22 protein-coding genes are annotated in these 22,613 nt (G+C 71.7%); 10 read left to right on the forward strand and 12 right to left on the reverse strand.

What is annotated here, in order from left to right:
- Positions 1–229: 229 nt before the first annotated feature.
- On the reverse strand, positions 230–1,384 hold the full coding sequence (gene dusB, locus P1P70_RS18415) for a tRNA dihydrouridine synthase DusB (RefSeq protein ID WP_319238825.1): 1,155 nt from the start codon (positions 1,382–1,384) through the stop codon (positions 230–232).
- 81 nt (positions 1,385–1,465) lie between these two features.
- Here dusB and P1P70_RS18420 point away from each other — a divergent pair, with 81 nt between their 5' ends.
- Positions 1,466–2,911: an MFS transporter gene (locus tag P1P70_RS18420; RefSeq protein ID WP_319238828.1), complete on the forward strand. Its 1,446-nt coding sequence runs from the start codon at positions 1,466–1,468 to the stop codon at positions 2,909–2,911.
- A gap of 192 nt (positions 2,912–3,103) precedes the next feature.
- Here P1P70_RS18420 and P1P70_RS18425 read toward each other — a convergent pair whose 3' ends face one another.
- Both P1P70_RS18425 and P1P70_RS18430 read right to left on the reverse strand, forming a co-directional pair.
- Positions 3,104–3,508, reverse strand: coding sequence for an SRPBCC domain-containing protein (locus P1P70_RS18425; protein ID WP_319238831.1), 405 nt, complete (start codon positions 3,506–3,508; stop codon positions 3,104–3,106).
- 16 nt (positions 3,509–3,524) lie between these two features.
- Complete coding sequence (locus tag P1P70_RS18430; protein WP_319238834.1) at positions 3,525–4,193, reverse strand: CGNR zinc finger domain-containing protein; 669 nt, start codon at positions 4,191–4,193, stop codon at positions 3,525–3,527.
- A gap of 21 nt (positions 4,194–4,214) precedes the next feature.
- Between P1P70_RS18430 and P1P70_RS18435 the strand changes: the two genes are divergently transcribed.
- A complete protein-coding gene (locus P1P70_RS18435) occupies positions 4,215–4,679 on the forward strand; it encodes a VOC family protein (RefSeq protein WP_319238837.1) in 465 nt (154 codons plus the stop codon).
- Between the two features lie 36 nt (positions 4,680–4,715).
- On the opposite strand, the gene P1P70_RS18440 is transcribed toward P1P70_RS18435, so the two are convergent.
- From P1P70_RS18440 to P1P70_RS18450, 3 genes are all read right to left on the reverse strand, one after another.
- Positions 4,716–5,306, reverse strand: coding sequence for a TetR family transcriptional regulator (locus P1P70_RS18440; protein WP_319238839.1), 591 nt, complete (start codon positions 5,304–5,306; stop codon positions 4,716–4,718).
- Positions 5,307–5,332: 26 nt separating this feature from the next.
- On the reverse strand, positions 5,333–6,337 hold the full coding sequence (locus P1P70_RS18445) for an aldo/keto reductase (RefSeq protein ID WP_319238882.1): 1,005 nt from the start codon (positions 6,335–6,337) through the stop codon (positions 5,333–5,335).
- 123 nt (positions 6,338–6,460) lie between these two features.
- Positions 6,461–7,471 (reverse strand): DUF4394 domain-containing protein, encoded by a 1,011-nt coding sequence (locus P1P70_RS18450; RefSeq protein ID WP_319238842.1) that lies wholly within the window; start codon positions 7,469–7,471, stop codon positions 6,461–6,463.
- A 216-nt stretch (positions 7,472–7,687) separates the two neighbouring features.
- On the opposite strand from P1P70_RS18450, the gene P1P70_RS18455 reads away from it, so the two are divergent.
- Positions 7,688–8,803 carry an endonuclease/exonuclease/phosphatase family protein gene (locus tag P1P70_RS18455; protein ID WP_319238845.1) on the forward strand — a complete coding sequence of 372 codons (1,116 nt, stop codon included), beginning with the start codon at positions 7,688–7,690 and terminating at the stop codon, positions 8,801–8,803.
- 125 nt (positions 8,804–8,928) lie between these two features.
- Here P1P70_RS18455 and P1P70_RS18460 read toward each other — a convergent pair whose 3' ends face one another.
- Positions 8,929–10,311 carry a glycine--tRNA ligase gene (locus P1P70_RS18460; RefSeq protein WP_319238848.1) on the reverse strand — a complete coding sequence of 461 codons (1,383 nt, stop codon included), beginning with the start codon at positions 10,309–10,311 and terminating at the stop codon, positions 8,929–8,931.
- 216 nt (positions 10,312–10,527) lie between these two features.
- On the opposite strand from P1P70_RS18460, the gene P1P70_RS18465 reads away from it, so the two are divergent.
- The 4 genes from P1P70_RS18465 to P1P70_RS18480 all read left to right on the forward strand — a co-directional run bounded on the left by P1P70_RS18465 (position 10,528) and on the right by P1P70_RS18480 (position 13,729).
- Positions 10,528–11,490, forward strand: a complete 963-nt coding sequence (locus tag P1P70_RS18465; RefSeq protein ID WP_319238851.1) for a metal ABC transporter substrate-binding protein — start codon at positions 10,528–10,530, stop codon at positions 11,488–11,490.
- Positions 11,491–11,518: 28 nt separating this feature from the next.
- Positions 11,519–12,286 (forward strand): metal ABC transporter ATP-binding protein, encoded by a 768-nt coding sequence (locus tag P1P70_RS18470; RefSeq protein WP_319238853.1) that lies wholly within the window; start codon positions 11,519–11,521, stop codon positions 12,284–12,286.
- A gap of 13 nt (positions 12,287–12,299) precedes the next feature.
- Positions 12,300–13,244: a metal ABC transporter permease gene (locus tag P1P70_RS18475; protein WP_319238856.1), complete on the forward strand. Its 945-nt coding sequence runs from the start codon at positions 12,300–12,302 to the stop codon at positions 13,242–13,244.
- A gap of 71 nt (positions 13,245–13,315) precedes the next feature.
- On the forward strand, positions 13,316–13,729 hold the full coding sequence (locus P1P70_RS18480; protein WP_319238859.1) for a transcriptional repressor: 414 nt from the start codon (positions 13,316–13,318) through the stop codon (positions 13,727–13,729).
- A gap of 131 nt (positions 13,730–13,860) precedes the next feature.
- Here P1P70_RS18480 and P1P70_RS18485 read toward each other — a convergent pair whose 3' ends face one another.
- From P1P70_RS18485 to P1P70_RS18500, 4 genes are read right to left on the reverse strand one after another with little or no spacing between them, the layout of a single operon-like run.
- Positions 13,861–14,385, reverse strand: coding sequence for a YcxB family protein (locus P1P70_RS18485; protein ID WP_319238862.1), 525 nt, complete (start codon positions 14,383–14,385; stop codon positions 13,861–13,863).
- A 3-nt stretch (positions 14,386–14,388) separates the two neighbouring features.
- Complete coding sequence (locus P1P70_RS18490) at positions 14,389–15,225, reverse strand: isoprenyl transferase (RefSeq protein WP_319238865.1); 837 nt, start codon at positions 15,223–15,225, stop codon at positions 14,389–14,391.
- 42 nt (positions 15,226–15,267) lie between these two features.
- Positions 15,268–16,017 carry a DNA repair protein RecO gene (gene recO, locus P1P70_RS18495; protein ID WP_045557459.1) on the reverse strand — a complete coding sequence of 250 codons (750 nt, stop codon included), beginning with the start codon at positions 16,015–16,017 and terminating at the stop codon, positions 15,268–15,270.
- A 58-nt stretch (positions 16,018–16,075) separates the two neighbouring features.
- Positions 16,076–16,306, reverse strand: a complete 231-nt coding sequence (locus P1P70_RS18500) for a hypothetical protein (RefSeq protein ID WP_319238869.1) — start codon at positions 16,304–16,306, stop codon at positions 16,076–16,078.
- A 298-nt stretch (positions 16,307–16,604) separates the two neighbouring features.
- On the opposite strand from P1P70_RS18500, the gene P1P70_RS18505 reads away from it, so the two are divergent.
- Positions 16,605–17,216, forward strand: a complete 612-nt coding sequence (locus tag P1P70_RS18505; RefSeq protein WP_319238872.1) for an HD domain-containing protein — start codon at positions 16,605–16,607, stop codon at positions 17,214–17,216.
- A gap of 335 nt (positions 17,217–17,551) precedes the next feature.
- The gene (locus P1P70_RS18510) at positions 17,552–20,641 is read left to right on the forward strand and encodes an AfsR/SARP family transcriptional regulator (RefSeq protein ID WP_319238875.1); all 3,090 of its coding nucleotides are present in this window, start codon (positions 17,552–17,554) and stop codon (positions 20,639–20,641) included.
- On the opposite strand, the gene P1P70_RS18515 is transcribed toward P1P70_RS18510, so the two are convergent.
- Positions 20,598–21,437, reverse strand: coding sequence for a hypothetical protein (locus tag P1P70_RS18515; protein WP_319238878.1), 840 nt, complete (start codon positions 21,435–21,437; stop codon positions 20,598–20,600). The genes P1P70_RS18510 and P1P70_RS18515 overlap by 44 nt on opposite strands.
- A 448-nt stretch (positions 21,438–21,885) precedes the next feature.
- On the opposite strand from P1P70_RS18515, the gene P1P70_RS18520 reads away from it, so the two are divergent.
- Positions 21,886–22,542, forward strand: a complete 657-nt coding sequence (locus tag P1P70_RS18520) for a M15 family metallopeptidase (RefSeq protein ID WP_319238881.1) — start codon at positions 21,886–21,888, stop codon at positions 22,540–22,542.
- Positions 22,543–22,613 lie beyond the last annotated feature (71 nt).

A 22,613-nucleotide genomic window follows, 5' to 3' on the forward strand; every position in this document is an offset into this window, starting at 1 on the left:
GTGTGCGGGGCGGGGGCCCGGGAGGGTTCGCACGGCCGGGTCGGCGGTTTCCGCGAGGGCCGCTTCGACAGTGCCCCGGCCGGCTTCGCCGGATTCTTCGGCCTCTTCGGTGTCTCGTTCGCTCCGCACACCAAAAGGCGCTACCCGGACATTTCCGTACTCATTCCGAGATGACGGAAACCGGCCGCACAACGACCGGAACACCGACAGAGCGGGCAGTTCCGAGCAACTACCCTCCGGACGTGTCCAGTTCGGCCTCCTCGCCCACGCCCGCGCAGTCGTACGGGTCCTTCAGCCAGCCGTCCGGCAGGACGACGCGGTTGTTGCCGGAGGTGCGGCCGCGCGGGCCGTCGGCGCCGGTGGGCCAGGGCTGGTCGAGGTCCAACTCGTCGAGTCCGGCGCGGAGTTCGGCGAGGGAGGAGGTGATGGCCAGCCGCTTGCGCATCTCGGAGCCGACGGCGAAGCCCTTGAGGTACCAGGCGACATGCTTGCGGAAGTCGACGACCCCCTTGGACTCGTCGCCGATCCACTCGCCGAGGAGACCGGCGTGCCGGACCATGATGTCGGCGACCTCGCGGAGAACGGGCCGCGCGATGTCCTCCGTGCGCCCCTCGAAAGCCGCCACCAGGTCCGCGAACAGCCACGGCCGGCCCAGGCAGCCGCGCCCCACGACCACCCCGTCGCAGCCGGTCTCGCGCACCATCCGCAGTGCGTCCTCCGCCGACCAGATGTCGCCGTTGCCGAGGACGGGGATCTCGGGGACGTGCTCCTTGAGGCGGGCGATGGCGTCCCAGTCGGCGGTGCCGCCGTAGTGCTGGGCGGCGGTACGGCCGTGCAGGGCGATCGCGGTGACGCCCTCCTCGACGGCGATGCGTCCGGCGTCGAGGTAGGTGATGTGGTCGTCGTCGATGCCCTTGCGCATCTTCATGGTGACCGGGAGGTCGCCGGCGCCACCGACCGCTTCGCGGAGGATCGCGCGCAGCAGGTTCCGCTTGTAGGGGAGGGCGGAGCCGCCACCCTTCCTCGTCACCTTCGGGACCGGGCAGCCGAAGTTGAGGTCGATGTGGTCGGCGAGGCCCTCCTCCGCGATCATGCGGACGGCCTTGCCTACGGTCGCCGGGTCCACGCCGTACAGCTGGATCGAGCGCGGCTTCTCGGTCGCGTCGAAGTGGATCAGCTGCATGGTCTTCTCGTTGCGTTCGACCAGCGCCCGCGTGGTGATCATCTCGCTGACGAACAACCCCTTGCCGCCGCTGAACTCCCGGCACAGGGTGCGGAAGGGCGCGTTCGTGATGCCGGCCATCGGGGCCAGGACGACGGGCGGGGTGACGGTGTGCGGGCCGATCCGCAGGGGGGCCGGGGCGAGGGACACGGGCGTGGACATTCCCCCATTGTCACGCACACGGACGCATGCTCGCCATTCATTAGTTAGGCGCACTATTGAATCGGGCGTACGATGGGCCGCATGCCCGAGCTCAGCCGTCGCCACCGTCTGCTGGTGCTCGCGATCTGCTGCACCAGCCTCCTGATCGTGAGCCTGGACAACACCGTCCTGAACGTCGCCCTGCCCTCGATGCAGCGCGACCTCGACGCGAGCCTCGCCGGTCTGCAGTGGACCATCGACGCCTACACGCTGGTCCTGGCAGCGCTGCTGATGCTGGCCGGCTCCACCGCGGACCGGATCGGCCGCAAACGGGTCTTCATGGCCGGCCTGGTCCTCTTCGCCGTCGGCTCCCTGCTGTGCTCGCTCGCCCCGAACCTCGAATCGCTGGTCGCCTTCCGCATGGTGCAGGCGGTCGGCGGCTCGATGCTCAACCCGGTCGCGATGTCGATCATCACCAACACGTTCACGGACCCGCGCGAGCGGGCCCGGGCGATCGGGATCTGGGGCGCGGTGGTGGGCATCTCGATGGCCGCCGGGCCGATCATCGGCGGGCTGCTCGTGGAGTCGGTCGGCTGGCGCTCGATCTTCTGGATCAACCTGCCGGTCGGTCTGGCCGCGCTACTGCTGACCTGGCGGTATGTCCCCGAGTCCCGCGCCCCGAAGGCCCGCCGCCCCGACCCGATCGGCCAGCTCCTCGTCATCGCGCTGCTCGGCTCCCTCACGTACGCGATCATCGAGGCGCCGACCGCCCCGGTCGCCGAGACCCTGGCCCTCGCCGGTGTCGCGCTCGCCGCGCTCCTCGGCCTCCTGCGCTACGAGCCGCGCCGCGCGGAACCCCTCATCGACCTGCGCTTCTTCCGCTCGGCACCGTTCAGCGGGGCGACGGTGACGGCGGTCAGCGCGTTCGCCGCGCTCGGCGGCTTCCTGTTCCTGTCGACGCTGTACCTGCAGAACGTCCGCGGCCTCGACGCCCTGCACGCCGGGCTGTGGATGCTCCCGATGGCGCTGCTGTGCTTCGTCTGCGCGCCGATCGCCGGGCGGCTGGTCGGCGGCCGGGGACCGCGTCTCCCGCTCCTGATCGCCGGGGTCGCGATGACGGCGAGCGGGGTGCTCTTCGCCGCCTTCGAGGCCGAAACCGAGAACGTCACCCTCGTCATCGGCTACGTCCTCTTCGGCCTCGGCTTCGGCTTCGTCAACGCGCCCATCACCAACACCGCCGTCTCCGGCATGCCGCGCGCCCAGGCCGGTGTCGCCGCCGCGGTCGCCTCCACCAGCCGACAGATCGGCCAGACGCTGGGCGTCGCGGTGATAGGCGCGGTCCTGGCGGCCGGCATCGGCTCGTCCTCGTACGCCGACTCCTTCGTCGCGGCGGCCCGTCCCGCCTGGTGGATCGTCGCGGCGTGCGGTTTCGCCGTACTCGTCCTGGGCGCGCTCACCACGGGTGCGTGGGCGCGGGAGACCGCCGCGCGTACGGCGAAGCGCCTGGAGTCACCGGAGGTACGGGACGCGGCGTCGCTCCGCTCGTAGGGCTGGTGCGGGAGCGTTCCGCTGGTAGGGCGGGTGCAGGTGCGTCGTGGTTGCTCGCGCAGTTCCCCGCGCCCCTAAGAGCATGGGGCGCGCCCAGTGCTTCAGGGGCGCGGGGAACCGTGCGGGAAGCCCCACCGGGCCGCACCTTTCCCTGTTCCTCGGGGACCGCACGGACTCGTGACCGCTCTGCCGTCAGGCCGGTCGGTCGAGTTCCTCGGCGACCCGGTCCATCACCCGTCGCCAGTGCGCCCGTTGACGTTCCCGCTCCTCGGGGCCCGCCATGCGCTCCTGGTGGAAGACGAGTACGGACCTGCCGCCGCCGGCCGCCGAGACGGCGACCTGGACGGTCGTGTCGCCGTAGGTGACGCGGATACGGTCACCGGGGCGATAGCCGCGCACCTCGCCCGAGGCGCCCGCGTCGGTCTCGTATCCGGCACCCGGCTCGGGGGTGAGCCGCGCCCCGGCCCCGAGCCACAGCTCCAGCCCGCGCGGCCCGCTGATGAACTCCCATACGGTGGCGGGTGATTGGGGCAGGGTGCGGGAGACACCGACCTGCCATCCGGCGTCCTTGGTGAGTCCGGTGGATCGAGCGGACATGAGGATCACCCTTTCTCTAGGACTTCTGCCGTACGCGGTGGGCGCGGACCTTGTGGCGGTTGCCGCAGTGCTCCATCGAGCACCAGCGGCGGCGGCCGGGGCGTGAGGTGTCGACGTAGAGGAGGTAGCAGCGGTCGCCGGCGCACATCCGGATCCGCTGCGCGTACGGCCCGGTGAGGAGGTCGACGGCGTCGCGGGCGACGGTGGAGAGGAGCTGCGCGCCGGTCGCCGTACCGGCGGCCCAGCCCCGGGTGCCGTCCGCACGGATCGCCGGGGCCAGCGGAGGGCGGGCCGCGGCCTCGTTGACGAGGTCGAGGTCGGCGGTGTCCGCCGCGGCGATGCCCAGCTCGGGGAGCCCGGCCGCGCCTACGACATGGGAGACGACCGTACGGGTCAGCGCGTCGCGCAGCCGCCGGGCGTACGCCACGTCGTCCGCCGTGACGTGGAGGGTGTGGGGCGTGGGGGCGAGCCGGGACTGTTCGACCCATTCGACCAGGTCGGCGGGGGTGTGCAGCACCTCGTGGCGGGTCAGGGCGCCGGGGCCGCCGGTGACGAGCAGTTCCAGGCACAGGGCGCCCGGATCGAACCGGTACACGTTCCCGGAGGAGGAGCGGAGCCGGATGCCGCCCGCTGCCGACACTCCCGACACCCCCTTCGCAGCCGATGCGCTGGACGTCGAACCCATGTAACCAATATAACCGGTTACATGGCTACGACCACCGCACTGAACTGGAAACTGGTCATCGACACGCGGGACGCCCAGCCGCTGGCCGACTTCTGGGCTGCGGCGCTCGGATACGAGGTGGAGGACCCGAGCGCCCTGATCACCCACCTCCTCTCCACGGGCGATCTCCCCGAGGCAGCGGTGGCCGAGCACCACGGCCACCGCGTCTTCCGCGGCTACGCCGCCGTCCGCCACCCCGACGACCCGTACGACCCCTTCACCGGCATCGGCAAGGGCCGCCGCCTCCTCTTCCAGGACGTCCCCGAGCCCAAGACGGTCAAGAACCGCCTCCATATCGACGTCCACGCGGGCCCCGACGGCCTGGAGGCCCTGGCCACCCGTCTGGAGACCCTGGGCGCCACCCGTGTGGAGGAGTTCGACCGGGGCCCGGCGGGCCACTGGTGGCTGATGCGGGACCCGGAGGGCAACGAGTTCTGCGTGGCGTGACGGGCTCCTCGCCCTGAAGGACGGGCAACGGCGGCTTCAGTGGGCGCGCAGCCCCCGCACCACCAGGTCCACGACCGCCTCGAACTGGGCCTCGATGTCCGGCTGGCGCCAGGTGGGGGCGTAGGAGGGGTCGTGGAAGCGGGCCGTGGCGTGGAAGACGGCGCGGGCGGTGCGGGCCGGGTCGGTGGAGGCGAACTCCCCGGAGTCCACACCGGAGCGGACGATCCCGGTCAACTGGCCGGTCAGGTCGGCGATATGGGCGCCGACCACCTCGCCGTTCTCCTCCGTGAGGACCTGGTACGTGGCGAACAGCTCCGGATCGTCGCCCGCCTTGCGGCGCTTGGCCTCGAAGAGCGCGGTCAGCCAGGCGCGCAGCCGGTCCTCCGGGTCGCGGTCCTCGGCGGCGAGGGCGGTCAGGGTGGCCGTCGTGCGGTCCAGCCAGCGCTTGGTCACCGCCTCCCGCAGCGCCGCCTTCGACCGGAAGTGGCGGTAGACGCTGCCGTGGCTGACGCCGAGTGCGCGGGCCACGTCGACCACGGTGGCCTTGGCGGGCCCGTGCCGGCGCAGGACGTCCTCGGTCGCTTCGAGGATGCGCTCGGCGGTCAGGGTCTCGGAGGTCGGTGCCATGGGGGGAACCGTACCCGGGAGCCGGATCAGCGTTCGCTGTCGAGGTGTGCCATCTGGGCGGCGGGGTAGCGGTCGCCGACCGCCGCGTCGGCCGGTACGGCGCCCTCGATCGCGGCGAGGTCGGCGGCGTCCAGGGTCACCTCCAGCGCGCCCAGCGCCTCCGCGAGACGGTCCCGGCGGCGGGCCCCGACGAGCGGGACGACGTCCTCCCCGCGCGAGAGCACCCAGGCGATCGCGATCTGGGCCACCGAGGCCCCCTTCTGCTCGGCGATCTTCCGCAGGGCGTCGACCAGGTCCAGGTTGCGCTGGAGGTTCTCCCCCTGGAAGCGGGGCGAGAAGGCCCGGAAGTCCCCCGGCGCCAGCTGGCGGTCGCGGCCGAAGTGGCCGGAGATCAGCCCGCGGGACAGGACGCCGTACGCGGTGACCGCGATGCCCAGTTCGCGCGTGGTCGGCAGGATCTCCCGCTCGATGCCGCGCGAGATGAGGGAGTACTCGATCTGGAGGTCCGCGATCGGGGCCGTGGCGGCGGCGCGGCGAATCGTGTCCGCGCCCACCTCGCTCAGGCCGATGTGGCGGACGTACCCCTTCTCGACCAGTTCGGCGATCGCGCCGACCGTCTCCTCGATCGGCACGTCGGGGTCGACCCGCGCGATCCGGTAGACGTCGATGTGGTCGGTGCCGAGGCGCTGGAGGGAGTAGGCGGCGAAGTTGCGCACCGCCGCCGGGCGGCCGTCGTATCCGGACCAGCCGCCGTCCGCGTCCCGCAGCGCACCGAACTTGACGCTGGTCAGGGCCCGTTCCCGGTGGGCCGCGGGGGCGGTGCGCAGGGCTTCGCCGATCAGCAGTTCGTTGTGGCCCATGCCGTAGAAGTCGCCGGTGTCCAGCAGGGTGACCCCGGCTTCGAGGGCCGCGTGGATCGTCGCGAGGGACTCGGCCCGGTCGGCGCCCGCGTACAGCGCGGACATGCCCATGCAGCCGAGGCCGAGGGCGGAGACCTGGGGGCCGGTGGATCCGAGGGTGCGGGTCTGCATCGTCGTCGTCATGACTCCACGATGACATGACAGCTGACAGATTTCAATATCTGTCAGCTGTCACTTGCCGGCCCCGCCTCGGCCGCCGCTCACCCCCGGAGGGTCACGGCTCTGCCGCTGCCGTCAGCCCTGTCGCAGCGGTATCGCCAGATCCACCACCTGGCGGCCCTTCGGGAAGCTCCCCGCCGAACTCGCCTTGCCCGTCAGCAGGTTGACGGCGAACAGTCGCGCCCCCGTCACCGCGTACCCGGCGTTCACCCCGCTCCCCGCCGAGCCGTAGATGTCGAACCCGGTGTTCAGCGGGGCGTCCACGCCGAGCTTGCCCGTGGGGGCGAGGTTGCCCGCGTTGGCCGGGGACTGGACGGAGATCTGGTCCTGGGCGGTGTCGAGGTCGAAGAGGGTGGTCGCGGTGGTGGTGTCGAGGTCGTTGTTCGTGTACGCCGCCCCGGTCACCCCGCGCGCGGTGACGCCGGCCGTGGCGGGCGGGACCGGCGGGTTGACGAGGGTGCCGTCGACGGCCGTGGTGCCGGCGGCCGGGGCGCCCTGGGGGTCGTCGAGGTTGTGGCGGAGGTTCTGGCCGGTGTCGCTGATCACCCGGAGGCGGTTGGCGGCGGGGTTGAAGTCGACCCCGTACGCCGCGCCCTGGAGGGCGACGGAGAGCTGGGAGACCTTGGTGGCCTTGGCGCCCACCTCCCGCAGGGTGTAGACACCGCCCTTGTCGCCGACGCCGTACAGCTTGTTGTTCTGGACGCGGTAGTCGATGCCGACGAGCCTGGTGTCCCCCTTGAGACCGCGGACCCTGCCGAGCGGGACGGCGGCGCCGGGCTTGTCGACGCGGAAGACGACGAGGCGCTGGTCGGTGGTGAGACCCACGGCCTTCAGCCCGCCGGGCACCTTCTTCCCGCCGCCGAGGACCCCGCCCTTGGACTCGATGCCGGTCCCGGTGCCGGTCCCGGTGCCGGTCCCGGTGCCGGAGGAGCCGCTCGCCGCGACCTCCGTCGACGCCGCCGGTCCGCCCGGTGCGCCGGAGCCTCCCGACACCCCGGACCCGCCCAGTGCCCCGGCGCCGACGGCACCGACCGTCCCGATCGCCACCGCCATGGTCAGTACGCCGATGACCGCTTGCTTGCGCATGAACGCCCCCGTGAAGATGCGCGGCCCGCCCTCTGCGGGCCGTGTGCCCTCTCCTTCGGAACCGGCGGTGGGTCCGGATTGGTAGGTCGTAGGAGATTTTTTCCGGAACATCGGAAGTTCCCTCGACGCTCCGTTGGACACCATTCATCCGCTCTCGGAGAATTCGAAGTGTCCGCCGTCGGCCCTGGCCCGGCCGCGCGACCCTGTGGAGGGCGTATGACGATCCGTATCGCCACCTTCAACGCAGAGAACCTCTTCCGCCGGCCGACCGTGTTCGGCCTCGACGACGACGAACGGCGCAAGGAGATCCTGGACGACTTCCAAGAACTGGTCGGCCTCCTCGACAAGGAGATCTACCAGGACTCGGACAAGGAGCGGATCACCGAGCTGATCGTGAAACACGACGCGCACAACTCGGGGGCGGGCGACCGCCGGCCGTTCTTCATCAACCAGCCCCGCGGTGGCGCCAAGCTCTACACCGTCCCCCAGTCGGGCAGCCCGGCCGTCAAGATCGTCGCCAAGGGGCGCCCCAAGTGGTCGGGGTGGGCCGAGATGCTGCGGGACGACATCAGGTGGGAGGCGGTGGAGAACACCGCCCGGGTGATAGCCGAGGTGAACGCGGACATCCTGCTCACCGTCGAGGTCGAGGACCGGCTCACGCTGGACCGCTTCAACACCCAGGTACTGGGCGGCGCGGTGGGAGGCACGCCGTACCCGTTCAACCTGCTCGTCGACGGAAACGACAGCCGTGGCATCGACGTCGGCATCCTCAGCCGGTTCCCGATCACGTCCGTGCGGTCGCACATCTTCGATGTCGGGGCGAACGGCCGGCCGGTGTTCAGCCGGGACTGCCCCGAGTTCGAGGTCGAGGTCGCCGGCGAACCGCTGTGGATCCTCGGCAACCACTTCAAGAGCAAGGGCTTCGGCAGGGCCTCCGAGAACGACAAGCGCCGCAAGGCCCAGGCCACGAGGGTCAGGGAGATCTACGAGGCGGCGCTCGCCCACTCCTCACGGGTCGTCGTGGCCGGCGACCTCAACGACTCCCTCGCGAGTCCCCCCATCAAGCTCCTCCTCGACGCGGGCCTGCGCGAGGCCATGACCCACGACAGCTACGGCGCCCAACCCCCGGGTACCCACGGCACCGGCAAGCGCGACGAGCAGAAGCTCGACTACCTCATGTTCAGCCCGGAGTTGTGGGACCGGGTCACGCACGTGGGCGTGGAGCGCCGCGGCATCTGGGCCCCGAGAACCTTCGAGTCCTTCACCACGGTCACCTCGAAGGTCGACCAGGCCTCCGACCACGCGGCCCTCTTCGCCGACGTGGACCTGTAACAGGCCCTGGGGAACGCCGAGTTCCCCGCACCCCGAGGGGCCGAAGGCCCCATAGGGGCGCGGGGAACTGCGCGACCAGCCACGACGAACCCGCAGCCGCTCAATCACACAAGCGAGGCAACCCCTCAGGCGCCCACGAGCCGAGCAGCCAGGTACCCCTCGATCTGGTCGAGAGAAACCCGCTCCTGCTTCATCGAGTCCCGCTCCCGCACGGTCACCGCGTTGTCGTCGAGCGTGTCGAAGTCCACCGTCACGCAGTACGGCGTACCGATCTCGTCCTGGCGGCGGTAACGCCGCCCGATCGCACCCGCGTCGTCGAACTCGATGTTCCAGTTCTGCCGCAGCGCCGTCGCGAGCCCCTTCGCCTTCGGGGACAGCTCGGGGTTGCGGGACAGCGGGAGGACCGCCACCTTCACCGGGGCGATGCGGTGGTCGAGGCGCAGCACCGTGCGCTTCTCCAGCTTGCCCTTGGCGTTGGGCGCCTCGTCCTCGGTGTACGCGTCGAGGAGGAACGCCAGCATCGTGCGGCCGACACCGGCCGCCGGCTCGATGACGAACGGCGTGTAGCGCTCGCCCGCCTCCTGGTCGTAGTACGACAGGTCCTGGCCCGAGGCCTTGGAGTGCGCGCCGAGGTCGTAGTCGGTGCGGTTGGCGACGCCCTCCAGCTCACCCCACTCGCTGCCGCCGAACTGGAAGCGGTACTCGATGTCGGCGGTGCGCTTGGAGTAGTGCGAGAGCTTCTCCTGCGGGTGCTCGAACCACCGCATGTTCTCTTCCCGCATGCCCAGGCCGGTGTACCAGTTCCACCGCTCCTGCATCCAGTACTCCTGCCACTTCTCGTCCTCGCCCGGCTTGACGAAGAACTCCATCTCCATCTGCTCGAACTCGCGGGTGCGGAAGATGAAGTTGCCGGGCGTGATCTCGTTGCGGAAGGACTTGCCCATCTGCGCGATGCCGAACGGCGGCTTGCGGCGCGAAGTGGTCTGCACCTGGGCGAAGTTGGTGAAGATGCCCTGGGCGGTCTCGGGACGCAGGTAGGCGATGGAGCCGGTGTCCTGGGTGGGGCCGAGGTGGGTGGAGAGCAGACCCGAGAACTGCTTGGGCTCGGTGAACTGGCCCTTGTTGCCGCAGTTGGGGCAGTTGATGTCGGCCAGGCCGTTCGCCGGGGCGTAGCCCTTCTTCTCCTCGTACCCCTCTTCCAGGTGGTCCGCGCGGTACCGCTTGTGGCACGCGGTGCACTCGGTGAGCGGGTCGGAGAAGGTGGCGACGTGGCCGGATGCCACCCAGACCTCGGAGGCCAGGATGACGGACGAGTCGATACCGACCACGTCCTCGCGCGACGTCACCATGTAGCGCCACCACTGACGCTTGATGTTCTCCTTGAGCTCGACACCCAGCGGTCCGTAGTCCCAGGCGGCACGCTGGCCGCCGTAGATCTCACTGCACGGGAATACGAAGCCACGGCGCTTGCTCAGGCTGACGATGGTGTCGATCTTGTCGGCGGCCACGGTGCTCTCTTCATTACGACGACGGGCGACGAAGCGATGCGCTCCTGGAGGAAGCGGACGCGCTTCAGAGCGAATGCCTCAGGTTACCGGCGGGGCCTGCCCTCGGATCAAATCGGTTCCGAGAAGGAGACGGACGAGAGCCGGACAAACGCCTTACCAAGGGCTTACCACCAGGCTTGTTGACAATCGTTTCCAGACAAGATGAAAATGACTGTCATGAACGTAGTACGACGACGCCTTCTGATACCCGCGGCGGCGACCGCGGCCGCCGCTCTCGGCCTCACCACTCTCACGGCCTGCGGCGGCGACAGCGCCGCCGCGGGCAACACCGACAAGTTCGACGTCGTCGCGTCGTTCTACCCGATGGCCTTCCTCGCCGAGCAGATCGGCGGGAAGTACGTGAACGTCACCAGTCTGACCCAGCCCGGCCAGGAGCCGCACGACCTGGAGATCAGCGCCAAGCAGACGGCCGCGCTCCAGGAGTCGGACGCCGTGCTCTACCTGAAGGGCCTGCAGCCCTCCGTCGACGAGGCGGTCGAGCAGTCCGGCCTCAAGACGAAGATCGACGCCGCCACGCTGACCGAGATGGAGCACCACGGCAACGAGGTCGGCGGCCACTCGGCCGAGCACGACGAGCACGAGAACGAGGAGCTGGAGGGCAAGGACCCGCACATCTGGCTCGACCCCGTGAAGTACGCCGAGGTCGCCAAGGGTGTCGGCGCCGCCTTCGAGAAGGCCGACCCGGACCACGCGGACACCTACAAGACCAACACCGAGGCCCTGGTCGAGAAGCTGGGCGCGCTCGACGACCAGTTCACGGGCGGCCTGAAGAACACCGACACGAAGGTCTTCATCACCACCCACGCCGCCTTCGGCTACCTCGCCGAGCGCTACGGCCTCACCGAGGAGGCCATCTCCGGTCTCGACCCCGAGTCCGAGCCGAGTGCCGCCCGGGTCAAGGAACTTGAGAAGATGGCGAAGGCCGACGGTGTGACCACGGTGTTCTACGAGACACTGGTCAGCGACAAGACCGCGAAGACCATCGCCGCCGACGCCAACCTCAAGACCGACGTCCTCGACCCGATCGAGGGCATCACCGGGAAGTCGCGCGGCAAGGACTACTTCGCGGTCCAGGAAGCCAACCTCAAGGCCCTCCAGACGGCCCTGGGAGCCAAGTGACCTCGTTGATCATCCGGAGGCAGCAGGCATGACCGAGCCCGTCATCTCGTTGCGCGGCGTCCGCGCCGAACTGGGCTCGCGCACCGTCCTGCGCGGCATCGACCTCACCGTGCACCGCGGTGAGGTCGTCGCGCTGCTCGGAGCCAACGGCTCCGGGAAGTCCACCGCCGTACGCACGGTGATCGGACAGGTGCCGACCAGTGACGGCGAGATCGAACTGTTCGGCACCCCCCGGCGCCGCTTCCGCGACTGGCGGCGCCTCGGGTACGTGCCGCAGCGCACCACGGCGGCCGGCGGTGTCCCGGCGACCGTGACGGAGATCGTGGCCTCCGGCCGGCTCTCCCGCACCCGCCTCGGCATCCTCCGCAAGGCCGACCACGCGGCGATCCGGCACGCCCTGGAGATGGTCGGCATGGCCGACCGCGCCAAGGACTCGGTGAACGCCCTCTCCGGCGGCCAGCACCAGCGCGTCCTCATCGCCCGCGCGCTCGCCTCCGAACCCGAGCTGCTGATCATGGACGAGCCGATGGCCGGCGTCGACCTGGCCAGCCAGGAGGTGCTGGCCGCGACCCTGCGCGAGCAGGTGGAGAAGGGCACCACCGTGCTGCTGGTCCTCCACGAACTGGGCCCGCTGGAGCCGCTGATCGACCGCGCGGTCGTCCTCCGCGACGGCTGTGTCACCCACGACGGCCCGCCCCCGAAGGCGGTCGGCCAGCACGCGCTGCCCGGCCACGACCACGTCCACCCGCACACGGCACCGGGCGCCGAGCCCGTCCGTACGGGTCTGCTGAGCTGAGAAGGCACCCACGATGGAATTCCTCGACTACGCCTTCATGCAGCGGGCCCTGCTCGCCGCCGTCCTCGTCGGCATCACCGCGCCGGCGATCGGCATCTACCTCGTCCAGCGCCGTCAGGCCCTCATGGGCGACGGCATCGGCCACGTCGCGATGACCGGCGTCGGCCTCGGCTTCATGCTCTCCTGGTCGCCGGTGTGGATGGCGACGCTGGTGTCCGTGGTGGGCGCGGTGGTCATGGAGCTGATCCGCTGGTACGGCAAGACGCGCGGCGACATCGCACTCGCCATGCTCTTCTACGGCGGCATGGCCGGCGGTGTGATGCTCATCAACCTCGCGCCCGGCGGCACCAACGCCAATCTGATGTCGTTCCTCTTCGGCTCACTGTCGACCGTGTCACAGGAGGACATCACCGCGATCTGCGTGCTCGCCGCGTTCGTGATCGTGATGACGCTGGCGCTGCGCCGGCAGCTCTTCGCGGTCAGCCAGGACGAGGAGTTCGCCCGCGTCACCGGCCTGCCGGTGCGGGCGCTGAACCTGCTGACGGCGGTCACGGCGGCGGTGACCGTGACGGTCGCCATGCGCGTCGTCGGACTGCTGCTGGTGTCCGCGCTGATGGTCGTCCCCGTCGCCGCCGCACAGCAGCTCACCCGCAGTTTCGCGGCGACCTTCGCGATCGCCGTGGCCCTCGGGGTGTCCGTGACGATCGGCGGCACGGTCACCTCGTACTACCAGGACGTGCCGCCCGGCGCGACGATCGTGCTGCTCGCCATCGCCGCGTTCATGGTGCTGACCGCAATGGCGACACCGCTGGCCAGGCGCCGTGCGCGGGCCCTGGAGACGGCCCTCGGGGACCCGGCGGAGTGTGCGGTCCCGCAGGCCCGGGAGGCCGCCGGGACGGCTGTGGCGAAGGACACGGTTCCGGCGGCCCGGGGCTCCGTCGAGGGGTCCGCGGGATGACCGACGGCTGAAGGGGGTCGGCGGGGGCTGGCACAATGGCCCACGCGAGACCGCTACGTGAGGAGGCAACGGTGACGACCGCCGGACCTGTACGAGGTCGTTCCACCCGGCAGCGGGCGGCCGTGGCCGCGGCACTGGACGAGGTCGACGAGTTCCGCAGCGCGCAGGAACTCCACGACATGCTCAAGCACAAGGGCGACTCGGTCGGGCTCACCACCGTGTACCGCACGTTGCAGTCCCTCGCCGACGCGGGCGAGGTCGATGTCCTGCGCACCTCCGACGGCGAGTCCGTGTACCGCCGCTGCTCGACCGGCGAGCACCACCACCACCTGGTCTGCCGGATCTGCGGCGCGGCCGTGGAGGTGGAGGGCCCGGCGGTCGAGAAGTGGGCCGACGCGATCGCCGCGGAGCACGGCTTCGTGAACGTCGCCCACACCGTGGAGATCTTCGGCACCTGCGCGGAGTGCGCGGCGAAGACGTCGTAGGGCGCGCCCTGGGCCCACCGGGCCCGTCTCCCGCGCCCAGGATGTGTCGGCGGGTGCGGGTGCGTGGGGGCTTCTCGCGCAGTTCCCCGCGCCCCTGAAAGGCCGGGGCCCTCCGCCCCGTGGCCTTCCCCCTACAGCCGGGTCAGGCCCTCGCGGGCCAGGACGGCGCGGAGCCGGTCGGCGTCGGCGGGGGTCGCCAGACCGCGCTTCGGGAGCACGGTGAGACGGGGCTCATGGGCGCCGCTGAGGAGAACGAAGGTGTGCGGGGTCTCCGCGTACCGGGGCATCTGGGACCAGCGGGCCGGGCGTTCGGTGCCGTGGTCGTGCGCGACGGTCACGCCCCACGGGTCCAGCACGGCGCGGTGCAGCCCCAGGGCCGCCGCCCGCCGGTGCAGGAGACGGGCCTGGAGCCGGGGCAGCAGGACGAGGGCGCCGAGCGCCGCCACCGGCATCGCACAGGCCTGCGCGTCGGGCGTGGTGCCCAGGGCGAGCGGCACGGCCGTGACGAAGAGGCCCGCCCCGGCGCAGAACAGCAGCAGGCCCCGTCCCCACCGGCCGGTGGCCGAGGCGCGCGCGGACACCCGTACCGCCTCGCGGAAGTCCCCGACCGCCGCCCGGTACACCAGCTCGACGTTCTCCCCACCGGCCTGTGCCAACGGTCAGTCCTCCGTCCGGCCCTCCATCGCGAGCAGCTCCTCGTTCGGGATGGCGCCGCCGAAGCGGCGGTCGCGGGAGGCGAACTCCACGCAGGCACGCCACAGATCACGGCGGTCGAAGTCGGGCCACAGCACGTCCTGGAAGACCATCTCGGCGTAGGCGCTCTGCCAGAGCAGGTAGTTGGAGGTGCGCTGCTCGCCGCTGGGGCGCAGGAAGAGGTCGACGTCCGGCATGTCCGGGTAGTAGAGGTACTTCGCGAAGGTCTTCTCATTGACCTTGGAGGGGTCGAGGCGGCCCGCGCGGATGTCCTCGGCGAGGGCCTGGGCCGCGTCGGCGATCTCGGCCCGGCCGCCGTAGTTCATGCAGAAGTACAGCGTCAGCAGGTTGTTGTCCTTGGTCTGCTCCTGCGCGACCTGGAGTTCCTTGGCGACCGACTTCCACAGCTTCGGCATCCGGCCCACCCAGCGGACCCGGATGCCGAGTTCGTCGAGCTGGTCGCGGGTCTTGCGGATGAAGTCACGGTTGAAGTTCATGAGGAAGCGGACCTCGTCGGGCGAGCGCTTCCAGTTCTCGGTGGAGAAGGCGTACAGGGAGATGTTGCGGACGCCGATCTCGAGCGAGCCCTGGAGGACGTCGAGTACGCGCTCGGCGCCGACCTTGTGGCCCTCGGTGCGCGGCAGCCCGCGCTCCTTGGCCCAGCGGCCGTTGCCGTCCATGACGATCGCCACGTGCTCGGGGACCAGCTCGCCGGGGAGCTTGGGCGCGCGGGCGCCGGACGGGTGCGGCGTCGGCGCCTTGTGCTCGCGGCGCTGACGCCCGAGGAACCCGCGTACCACCATGTGCTTCTCGTCTCCTTAGGGGTGCCGGTGGATCGGTCGTGCCTACGACTTCTCCACGTACCGAAGGGAGCGCAGTCCGCGCTCCAGATGCCAGTGCAGATAGGCGGACACCAGTCCGCTGCCCTCCCTGACGTGCCGCGGCTCGCTCGCGTCCGCGGTCTCCCAGTCTCCCGTAAGGAGCGCGGCGAGCAGTTCCAGCGTCTGTGGCGAGGGTACGACGCTGCCGGGCACCCGGCAGTCCACGCAGACGGAGCCCCCGGCGGCGACGGAGAAGAACCGGTTCGGGCCGGGCATGCCGCACTTGGCGCAGTCGCTGAAGGTGGGGGCGTAGCCGTTGACGGCGAGGGAGCGCAGCAGGAAGGCGTCGAGGACGAGGTGCGGGGCGTGCTCGCCGCGGGCGAGGGTGCGCAGCCCGCCGACGAGCAGCAGGTACTGCTGCACGGCGGGCTCGCCCTCGTGGTCCGTGAACCGCTCGGCGGTCTCCAGCATGGCCGTCCCGGCGGTGTAGCGGGCGTAGTCGCTCACGATGCCGCCGCCGTAGGGAGCGATGGTCTCGCTCTGGGTGCACAGGGGCAGCCCGCGTCCGATCAACTCGCTGCCCCGCGCGAAGAACTGCACGTCCACATGGGAGAAGGGTTCGAGCCGTGCCCCGAACTTCGACTTGGTCCGCCGCACCCCCCGCGCCACGGCCCGCACCCGCCCGTGCCCCCGGGTGAGCAACGTGATGATCCGGTCCGCCTCCCCCAGCTTCTGGGTGCGCAGCACGACGCCGTCGTCACGGAACAGGCTCATGCCGCCCATTCTCGCCTACGGCCGGTCCGCGGCGGGACCGCGTCCCACGGTCACCCCTTCAAGGGACCTCGCCCCGGCTGCGTGCGTTCTCGTAGGCGGTCGCGGCGCGCAGGCGTTCTATGGTCGTGGCCGCCCGTACGACCTCGGGGGCGCAGTCCCACTCCCTCCCCCCGCCGACCGGCCGGAGCTGTACGTAGGGCCCCTCGTGGCCCATGACGCGGCCGACCTTCCCGGTGCGGGTGTCGACCGCGTAGGTGCCGATCGCCGGCTTCCGCCCATTACCGTTCACCGCAGGGCCGCCGTCGGAAAGCCCGGTGACGGCAGAACAATTCCCGCTTTTCCGGCCGTCCGCCGCAATTCCTCCACCGATTCCTCCGCCTCTTCGACGCGCCCGCCGAGTACCGTCCCCCGAACCCTTCTCCACCTGCCTTCACCGTGCTCCCCCGCACCATCGAATTTCACTCTTCGCATCTCTTCGATGACCCGCTGTGTCTAAACTCGGCTGGAGTCTGTCCCTTACAACTCCGGGTCGACACAAAAGCGTTGGACCGCGTCTGACGAGCCCGACCGAGCGGTATACAGAAGCCGTGCACGCGTCGCGCCCCGTCCGTCCGACCGATCCCACCGATCCCCTGACCGCCGTCACCGACCCGCCCCTGCGGCTCCTGCCGGAGCGGGCCGCGGCACTGCTGCGGAGCCTCGGCGCGCCACCCCGGCTCGCGGCGCATCTGCGGCTCGTGCACGATGTGGCGCACGAGCTGGCCGACTGGGTGGAGCGCCACTGCCCGGAGCTGCCGTTCGACCGCGCGGCCGTTCTCTTCGGCGCGGCCACGCACGACATCGGCAAGGTCGCCCACACCGGGGAACTGTCGGGCCCCGGTTCCGTGCACGAGGAGGCGGGACGCCGGCTGCTGCTGGAGCACGGGGTCGAGCCGGAGTGGGCCAGGTTCGCGGGGACGCACGCCGCGTGGACGGAGCCCGGCACCGGGATCGAGGACCTGCTGGTCTCGCTGGCGGACAAGGTCTGGAAGAACAAGCGGGTGCGGGAACTGGAGGACCTCGTGGTGGGCCGGCTGGCGGAGGCGAGCGGCAGGCCCGGCTGGGAGGAGTTCCTCGCCCTCGACGACCTCCTCGACCCGCTCGGCGCCGGCGCGGACCACCGGCTGGCCTTCCAGGCGTCGTACCCCGTGCACCTGTAGGCCCGTGCATCTGTAGGCCCGTGCGCCCGTAGGCCCGCTGCACCCGTAGGCCCACGCCGCGGGGCGCAGGGCCCCGTACAACCCGACAGGCCCCCTACGCCCTCGCGGGACCCCCGACACAGCCACCGGCGGTTCTCACAGCATCGTCACAGGTGGTCCTCACACACGTGGGGAATCTCCGCGTTGTCCACCTAAGATTCCCTTTGGTTGCCGTGTTTTCCGACAACTCCGCGGCGCATCACGCGTCCTGGGAAACCACTCGCCGTACACGAGCGTCGAACGGTGCGTGGGCAACCGCTGTCCCGGCGGTCCGACAGCACGGAAGATGGGGACCCGTGGAGCTGGAATTCCGACTGCTCGGCCCGGTCGAGGCATGGCACGGTGACAGCCCCCTGCGGCTGGGCGGCCCGAAACCGCGCGCGCTGCTGGCCGTGCTGCTGCTGCGGGCCGGACAGGTGGTGCCCGCCGACGCGCTCGTGGACGTGATCTGGGGCGACGAACCCCCGGACACCGCGCGGGCGCTGGTGCAGACGTACGTGTCGGCCCTGCGCCGGGCGCTGCCGCCCGAGGCGGCGGACGCGATCGAGACCAGGCCACCGGGATACGTGATGCGCCCCGGCGTCGGCCGGGTCGACCTGACGGAGTTCGAGGCCCGCACCGCCGACGGGCGGCGGGCCGCCGCCGAGGGCGACCACGCGGAGGCCGCACGCCTGCTGCGCCGGGCGCTGGAGCTGTGGCGCGGCCCGGCGCTCGGCGGGGTCGGGGAGGCGCTGCGGGGCGAGGCCGGGCGGCTGGAGGAGGCCCGGCAGGCGGCCCTGGAGGAGCGCATCGCCGCCGAGCTGGAGACCGGCGGGCACGAGGCGGAGCTGGTCACCGAGCTGACCGCGCTGGTCGGCGCGCACCCGGCCCGGGAGCGGCCGCGCGGGCAGCTGATGCTGGGCCTCTACCGGCTCGGACGGCAGGCGGAGGCGCTGGCCGTCCACGCGCAAGGGCGGGCCGTGCTCGCCGAGGAGCTGGGCCTCGACCCGGGCCCGGAGCTGAACCGCCTGTACGAGGCCATCCTGCGGGCCGACCCGGCCCTGCTCGCCGCCACGGCGGCACCCGCGGCTCCGGTGCCCGCCGCCCCGGCCCCACCCCGGCCCGTCTCGCTCCTGCCGCCCGCCATCGGCGACTTCACCGGCCGGGAGGAGGAGCTGGCCCGGGTCGTCGAGGGGCTGACCGGCGCCCGGGAGGCGATGCCCGTCGTCGTGGTCTCGGGGGCCGCCGGGGTCGGCAAGTCCGCGCTCGCCGTGCAGGCCGCGCACCGGGTCGCCGGCGAGTACCCCGACGGGCAGCTCTACGCCGAACTGCACGGCTTCAGCGAACCCGTACCGCCCGCCGAGGTCCTCGGCCGGCTGCTGCGGGCGCTCGGCGCCGACCCGCCGGAGGACACCGCCGAGCGCGGGGACCTGTTCCGCAGCCTGGTCGCCGGGCGGCGGATGCTGCTGGTCCTCGACGACGCGAACGGCGAGGCCCAGGTACGGCCGCTGCTGCCGGGCAGCGCCGACTGCGGGGTCCTGGTGACCTCACGGGCCCGGCTCGGCGGGCTCGTCGGGGCCCGGCGCACCGACCTGGACGTCCTGGACGACGCCCGCGGCCTCGAACTGCTCACCAGGGTCACCGGCCCGGAACGCACTCCGGACGACCCGCGCGAGCAGGCCGCGGCCCGCCGGATCGTCGAGCTGTGCGGCGGGCTGCCGCTGGCCCTGCGGATCGCCGGCGCCCGCCTCGCCACCCGGCGGCACTGGACGCCCAGCATCCTCGCCGAGCGCCTCGCCGACGAACACCGCCGCCTGGACGAGCTGTCCGTGGGCGACCTGGAGGTCCGGGCCGGTCTCGGCCTGAGCTACCAGGCCCTCGACGAGTGCGCCCGCCGCGTCCTGCGCCGTATCGCCACGCTCGGTTCGGCCGACGTCGCCGTGTGGGCGGTCGCCGCGCTCTCGGGCACCTCGGAGGACGGGGCCGAGGAGATCCTCGAGCGCCTCCTGGACGCCCAGTTGATCACCTGCCCGGGCCGGGACCAGGTCGGCCAGCCCCGCTACCGCCTCCACGACCTGGTCCGCGTCTACGCCGCCGAACGCGCGGAGGCCGAGGACCCGTCCGACGACCGCACGGCGGCGGTGGGCAGGGCCCTGTCGGCGGGCCTGTGGCTGATGGACAGAGTGACGGAGAAGTCCCCATCGGGCGCGGTCACTTTGAGACAGGGCTTCACCTCAAAGGGGCGCGGGGAACTGCGCGAGAAGCCCCACCGGACCGAAAGCCGCGAACCGACAGACGCCCCCGCCCCGGTAGGCGAACAAACAACCCGCCGAGCCCTCGAAGACCCCTTCGCCTGGTTCGACGCCGAAGCCGACACCCTCACCAACGCGGTAGAGCGGGCGGCAGCCATGGGCCTCCACACCCTCGCCTGTGAAGCGGCAGCGGCCCTGTGCTCCTCCTCGTTCGCCATCAAGAACCGCTTCGACGCCTGGTGGCGCAGCCACGACGCCGCCCTCGCGGCGGCCCGCCGCGCCGAGGACCGCTCGGGCGAGGCCCTGCTGATCATCGGCCTCGGACAGCTCCGCTACGAACAGGACCGCATCGCCGAGTCCCAGGAGTACTTCCGCACCGCCGAACGCGTCTGCACCGAACTCGGCGACGTGCGCGGCCGCTCCGCCGCGCTCGCCGGCCTCGGCAGCGCCTGCCGCGAGGTCGGCGAACTCCGCGACGCGGAAAGGGCGTTGACCGACGCCGCCGACGGCTTCCGCCGGATCGGCGACGACACCGGCGTCGGCGTCGCCTGCCGGTACGGCGGCTCCGTACGCCTCGAACTCGGCGACCAGGAGGGCGCGTTCCCGCTGCTCGACGAGTCGCTGCGGGCCTACCGCCGGCTCGGCAGCCGACGCGGCGAGGCGCTGGCGCTGCGCACGCTCAGCCTGGTGCACCGCTCGCTCGGCGCGTACGAGAAGGCCGCGCGCCTGGCCGAGCAGGCGCTGGAGATCCTGCGCGACCTCGGCGACCCGCACATGGCCGCGTACGCGTTGCGGGCCCGCGCCAAGGCCCGGCTGCGGCTGGGGCACGTCCGGGAGGCGGAGGTGGAACTGCGGGAGATCCTGGAGGTCTGCCGGACCCACGAGGACCGCTTCGGCGAGGCCCTGACACTGCGCACGCTCGGCGAGTGCGCCCTGGCCGACGGCCGGCTGACGGACGCGGAGGGGCTGCTGACGGCCTCCGCCGCGCTCTGGGGCGTCCTCGCCCTGCCGCTCCCCCGGGCCCGCGCCCTGCGCAACCTGTCCGTGGTCCGGGCCGCGCTCGGGGACCGGGCCGGCGCCGAGGCGCTGCGGGCCGAGGCCATGGCGGTGTTCAACGCCTGCGAGGCCCGCGAGCGGCACGAGCCGTGGGTGTGATCCGGGTGATCCGGGACCGCAGGTCACCGCCCTGCCCGGCCGTCGGGCGCCGGGCCCGCAGCTGCCGCCAGGTCGGCTTCGGGCAGCGGCCCTTGGGCATGGCGTTGGTGAACTTCCCGTAGGGGACCAGCCGTGGGGGCAGGCCGGCCTCGACCCAGTGGGCCTTGCCGGAGGAGAAGTCCCAGCCGTCGTTGGGGATGCGGATGAAATCGGCGCGGTGGTCCTTGTCCTGGCTGGTGATCTGGAGGACCTCGACGTGGCGCAGGCGGGGCCGCACGACCACGCAGTAGTGCGGCTTCTCGCCGGCGGACTCCCGGAACGGCACCAGGGCGTGCCAGATCTCGCCGGAGGCGGGGCGGCGACGGCCGCCGTTGAACCCGCCGCCGTCCCACCAGCGCACCGCCGCATGGCAGAGGTACGCGGCGAGGCCGGCCGCCCCGCTCTGGGCCAGGGCCCGGGAACTCCACTCCGGCGAGTCGGACCGGGCCTGCGCCCACAGCACCGCCGCCCGGCCCGCCCCGAGCACGACCGCCGCGTGGCAGAGGTAGGTCCACCAGGGACTGGGCCGGGACCACCTGGTGAACGCGGACACGCTCAGCGCGACCGCGACGGGGGCGCCGTACACGGCCGCGTACTGCCAGGCCGTCAGCGGCGGCAGCGCAGGGTCCTGGGCGGCCATCAGATCCGGCACGGTGACCGGCAGCGCCAGCACGTAGCCGACGACGAGCCACACGTTGAGCAGCAGATAGCCCTTGACGGCCATGCCCAGACACGAACGGTCGGTGCGACGGGCCACCGGATCCCCTTTCCTCCGCGGAAGGTCATCATCCATGCGCCCGACCAGCCGTGGGATCCGTGGAACTGCGTACGCGAGATACGTAAACACGGGTGTGCCAGGCGCGTTCCGGACGGTCGGCCCGGCCGAAACCCGCTTGCGGCGGACTTGCAGAGAACTTCCAGCGGAGTCCGCCATTCTCGTTGTTCTCGGGGGAACAACGGATCGGCCGGGCGACCACCGCCCGGCCGGTCGGCCCACCGGAGCGCACAGGGGACGGACCGGTGGGAACGTGACAACAGTGGGATCGCACGCGCAGGACGGGCTGGGGGGACGCCCGGAGCCAGGCCACGAACCACCACTCAAGGGGGGAAGCCCCCGGGGAGGGACATCAGGGGATCAAGTCCCTCCCCGGGGTGCTGCCGCACACCCCGACGCATCGCACCTCCCGCCCGGTGGAAGACGACGCATGCCTTCGATCATCCTCATGAGCGACCCCGAGGTCGCCGGTGTCCCGGTCCAGGAGTGCGGTGAGCCCCTCGTCGATCTGAGGGAACTGCCCTTCGTGGTGGTCGACTCCCGTCAGGCCGACCCCGAGGGTGCGTACGCGCACCTCCGCGAGGGCGTCGCCTGGCGTCTCGCGCGCGCCGCACGGCTGCTCCCGGACGGGCTGCGACTGCTGGTCACCGAGGGGTACCGGCCGCTGTCGCTGCAGATCGAGTACTTCGAGCGGTACGCCGCCGAGCTGCGGCTCGCCAACCCCGACTGGACGGAGGAGCACCTCCACGTCCAGACCAGCCGGTCCCTCTCCCCGCCCGAGATCGGGCCGCATGTCGCCGGCGCCGCCGTCGACCTCACCCTGTGCACGGCCGCCGGGGAGGAACTCGACATGGGCACGCGCCTGGACGCCAGCCCCGAGGAGAGCGACGACGCCTGCTACACCGACGCGCCCAACATCTCCGACACGGCCCGCAGCAACCGGCGCACGCTCTCGGCGGCGCTCACCACGGCCGGGCTGGTCAACTACCCCACCGAGTGGTGGCACTGGTCGTACGGGGACAGGTACTGGGCGCTGATGACGGGCGCGCCGAACGCGCTGTACGGGCCCGCGAGCACCGGGCCCTGAGGCCCTTCCCTCAGAAGGGCCCTGGCCCGCCCGGCACCGGGTCCGTCCCCGCCGCCCCTACCCGTCCCATC

Source organism: Streptomyces sp. MB09-02B (assembly GCF_033794485.1).
Taxonomy (GTDB): Bacteria; Actinomycetota; Actinomycetes; order Streptomycetales; family Streptomycetaceae; genus Streptomyces.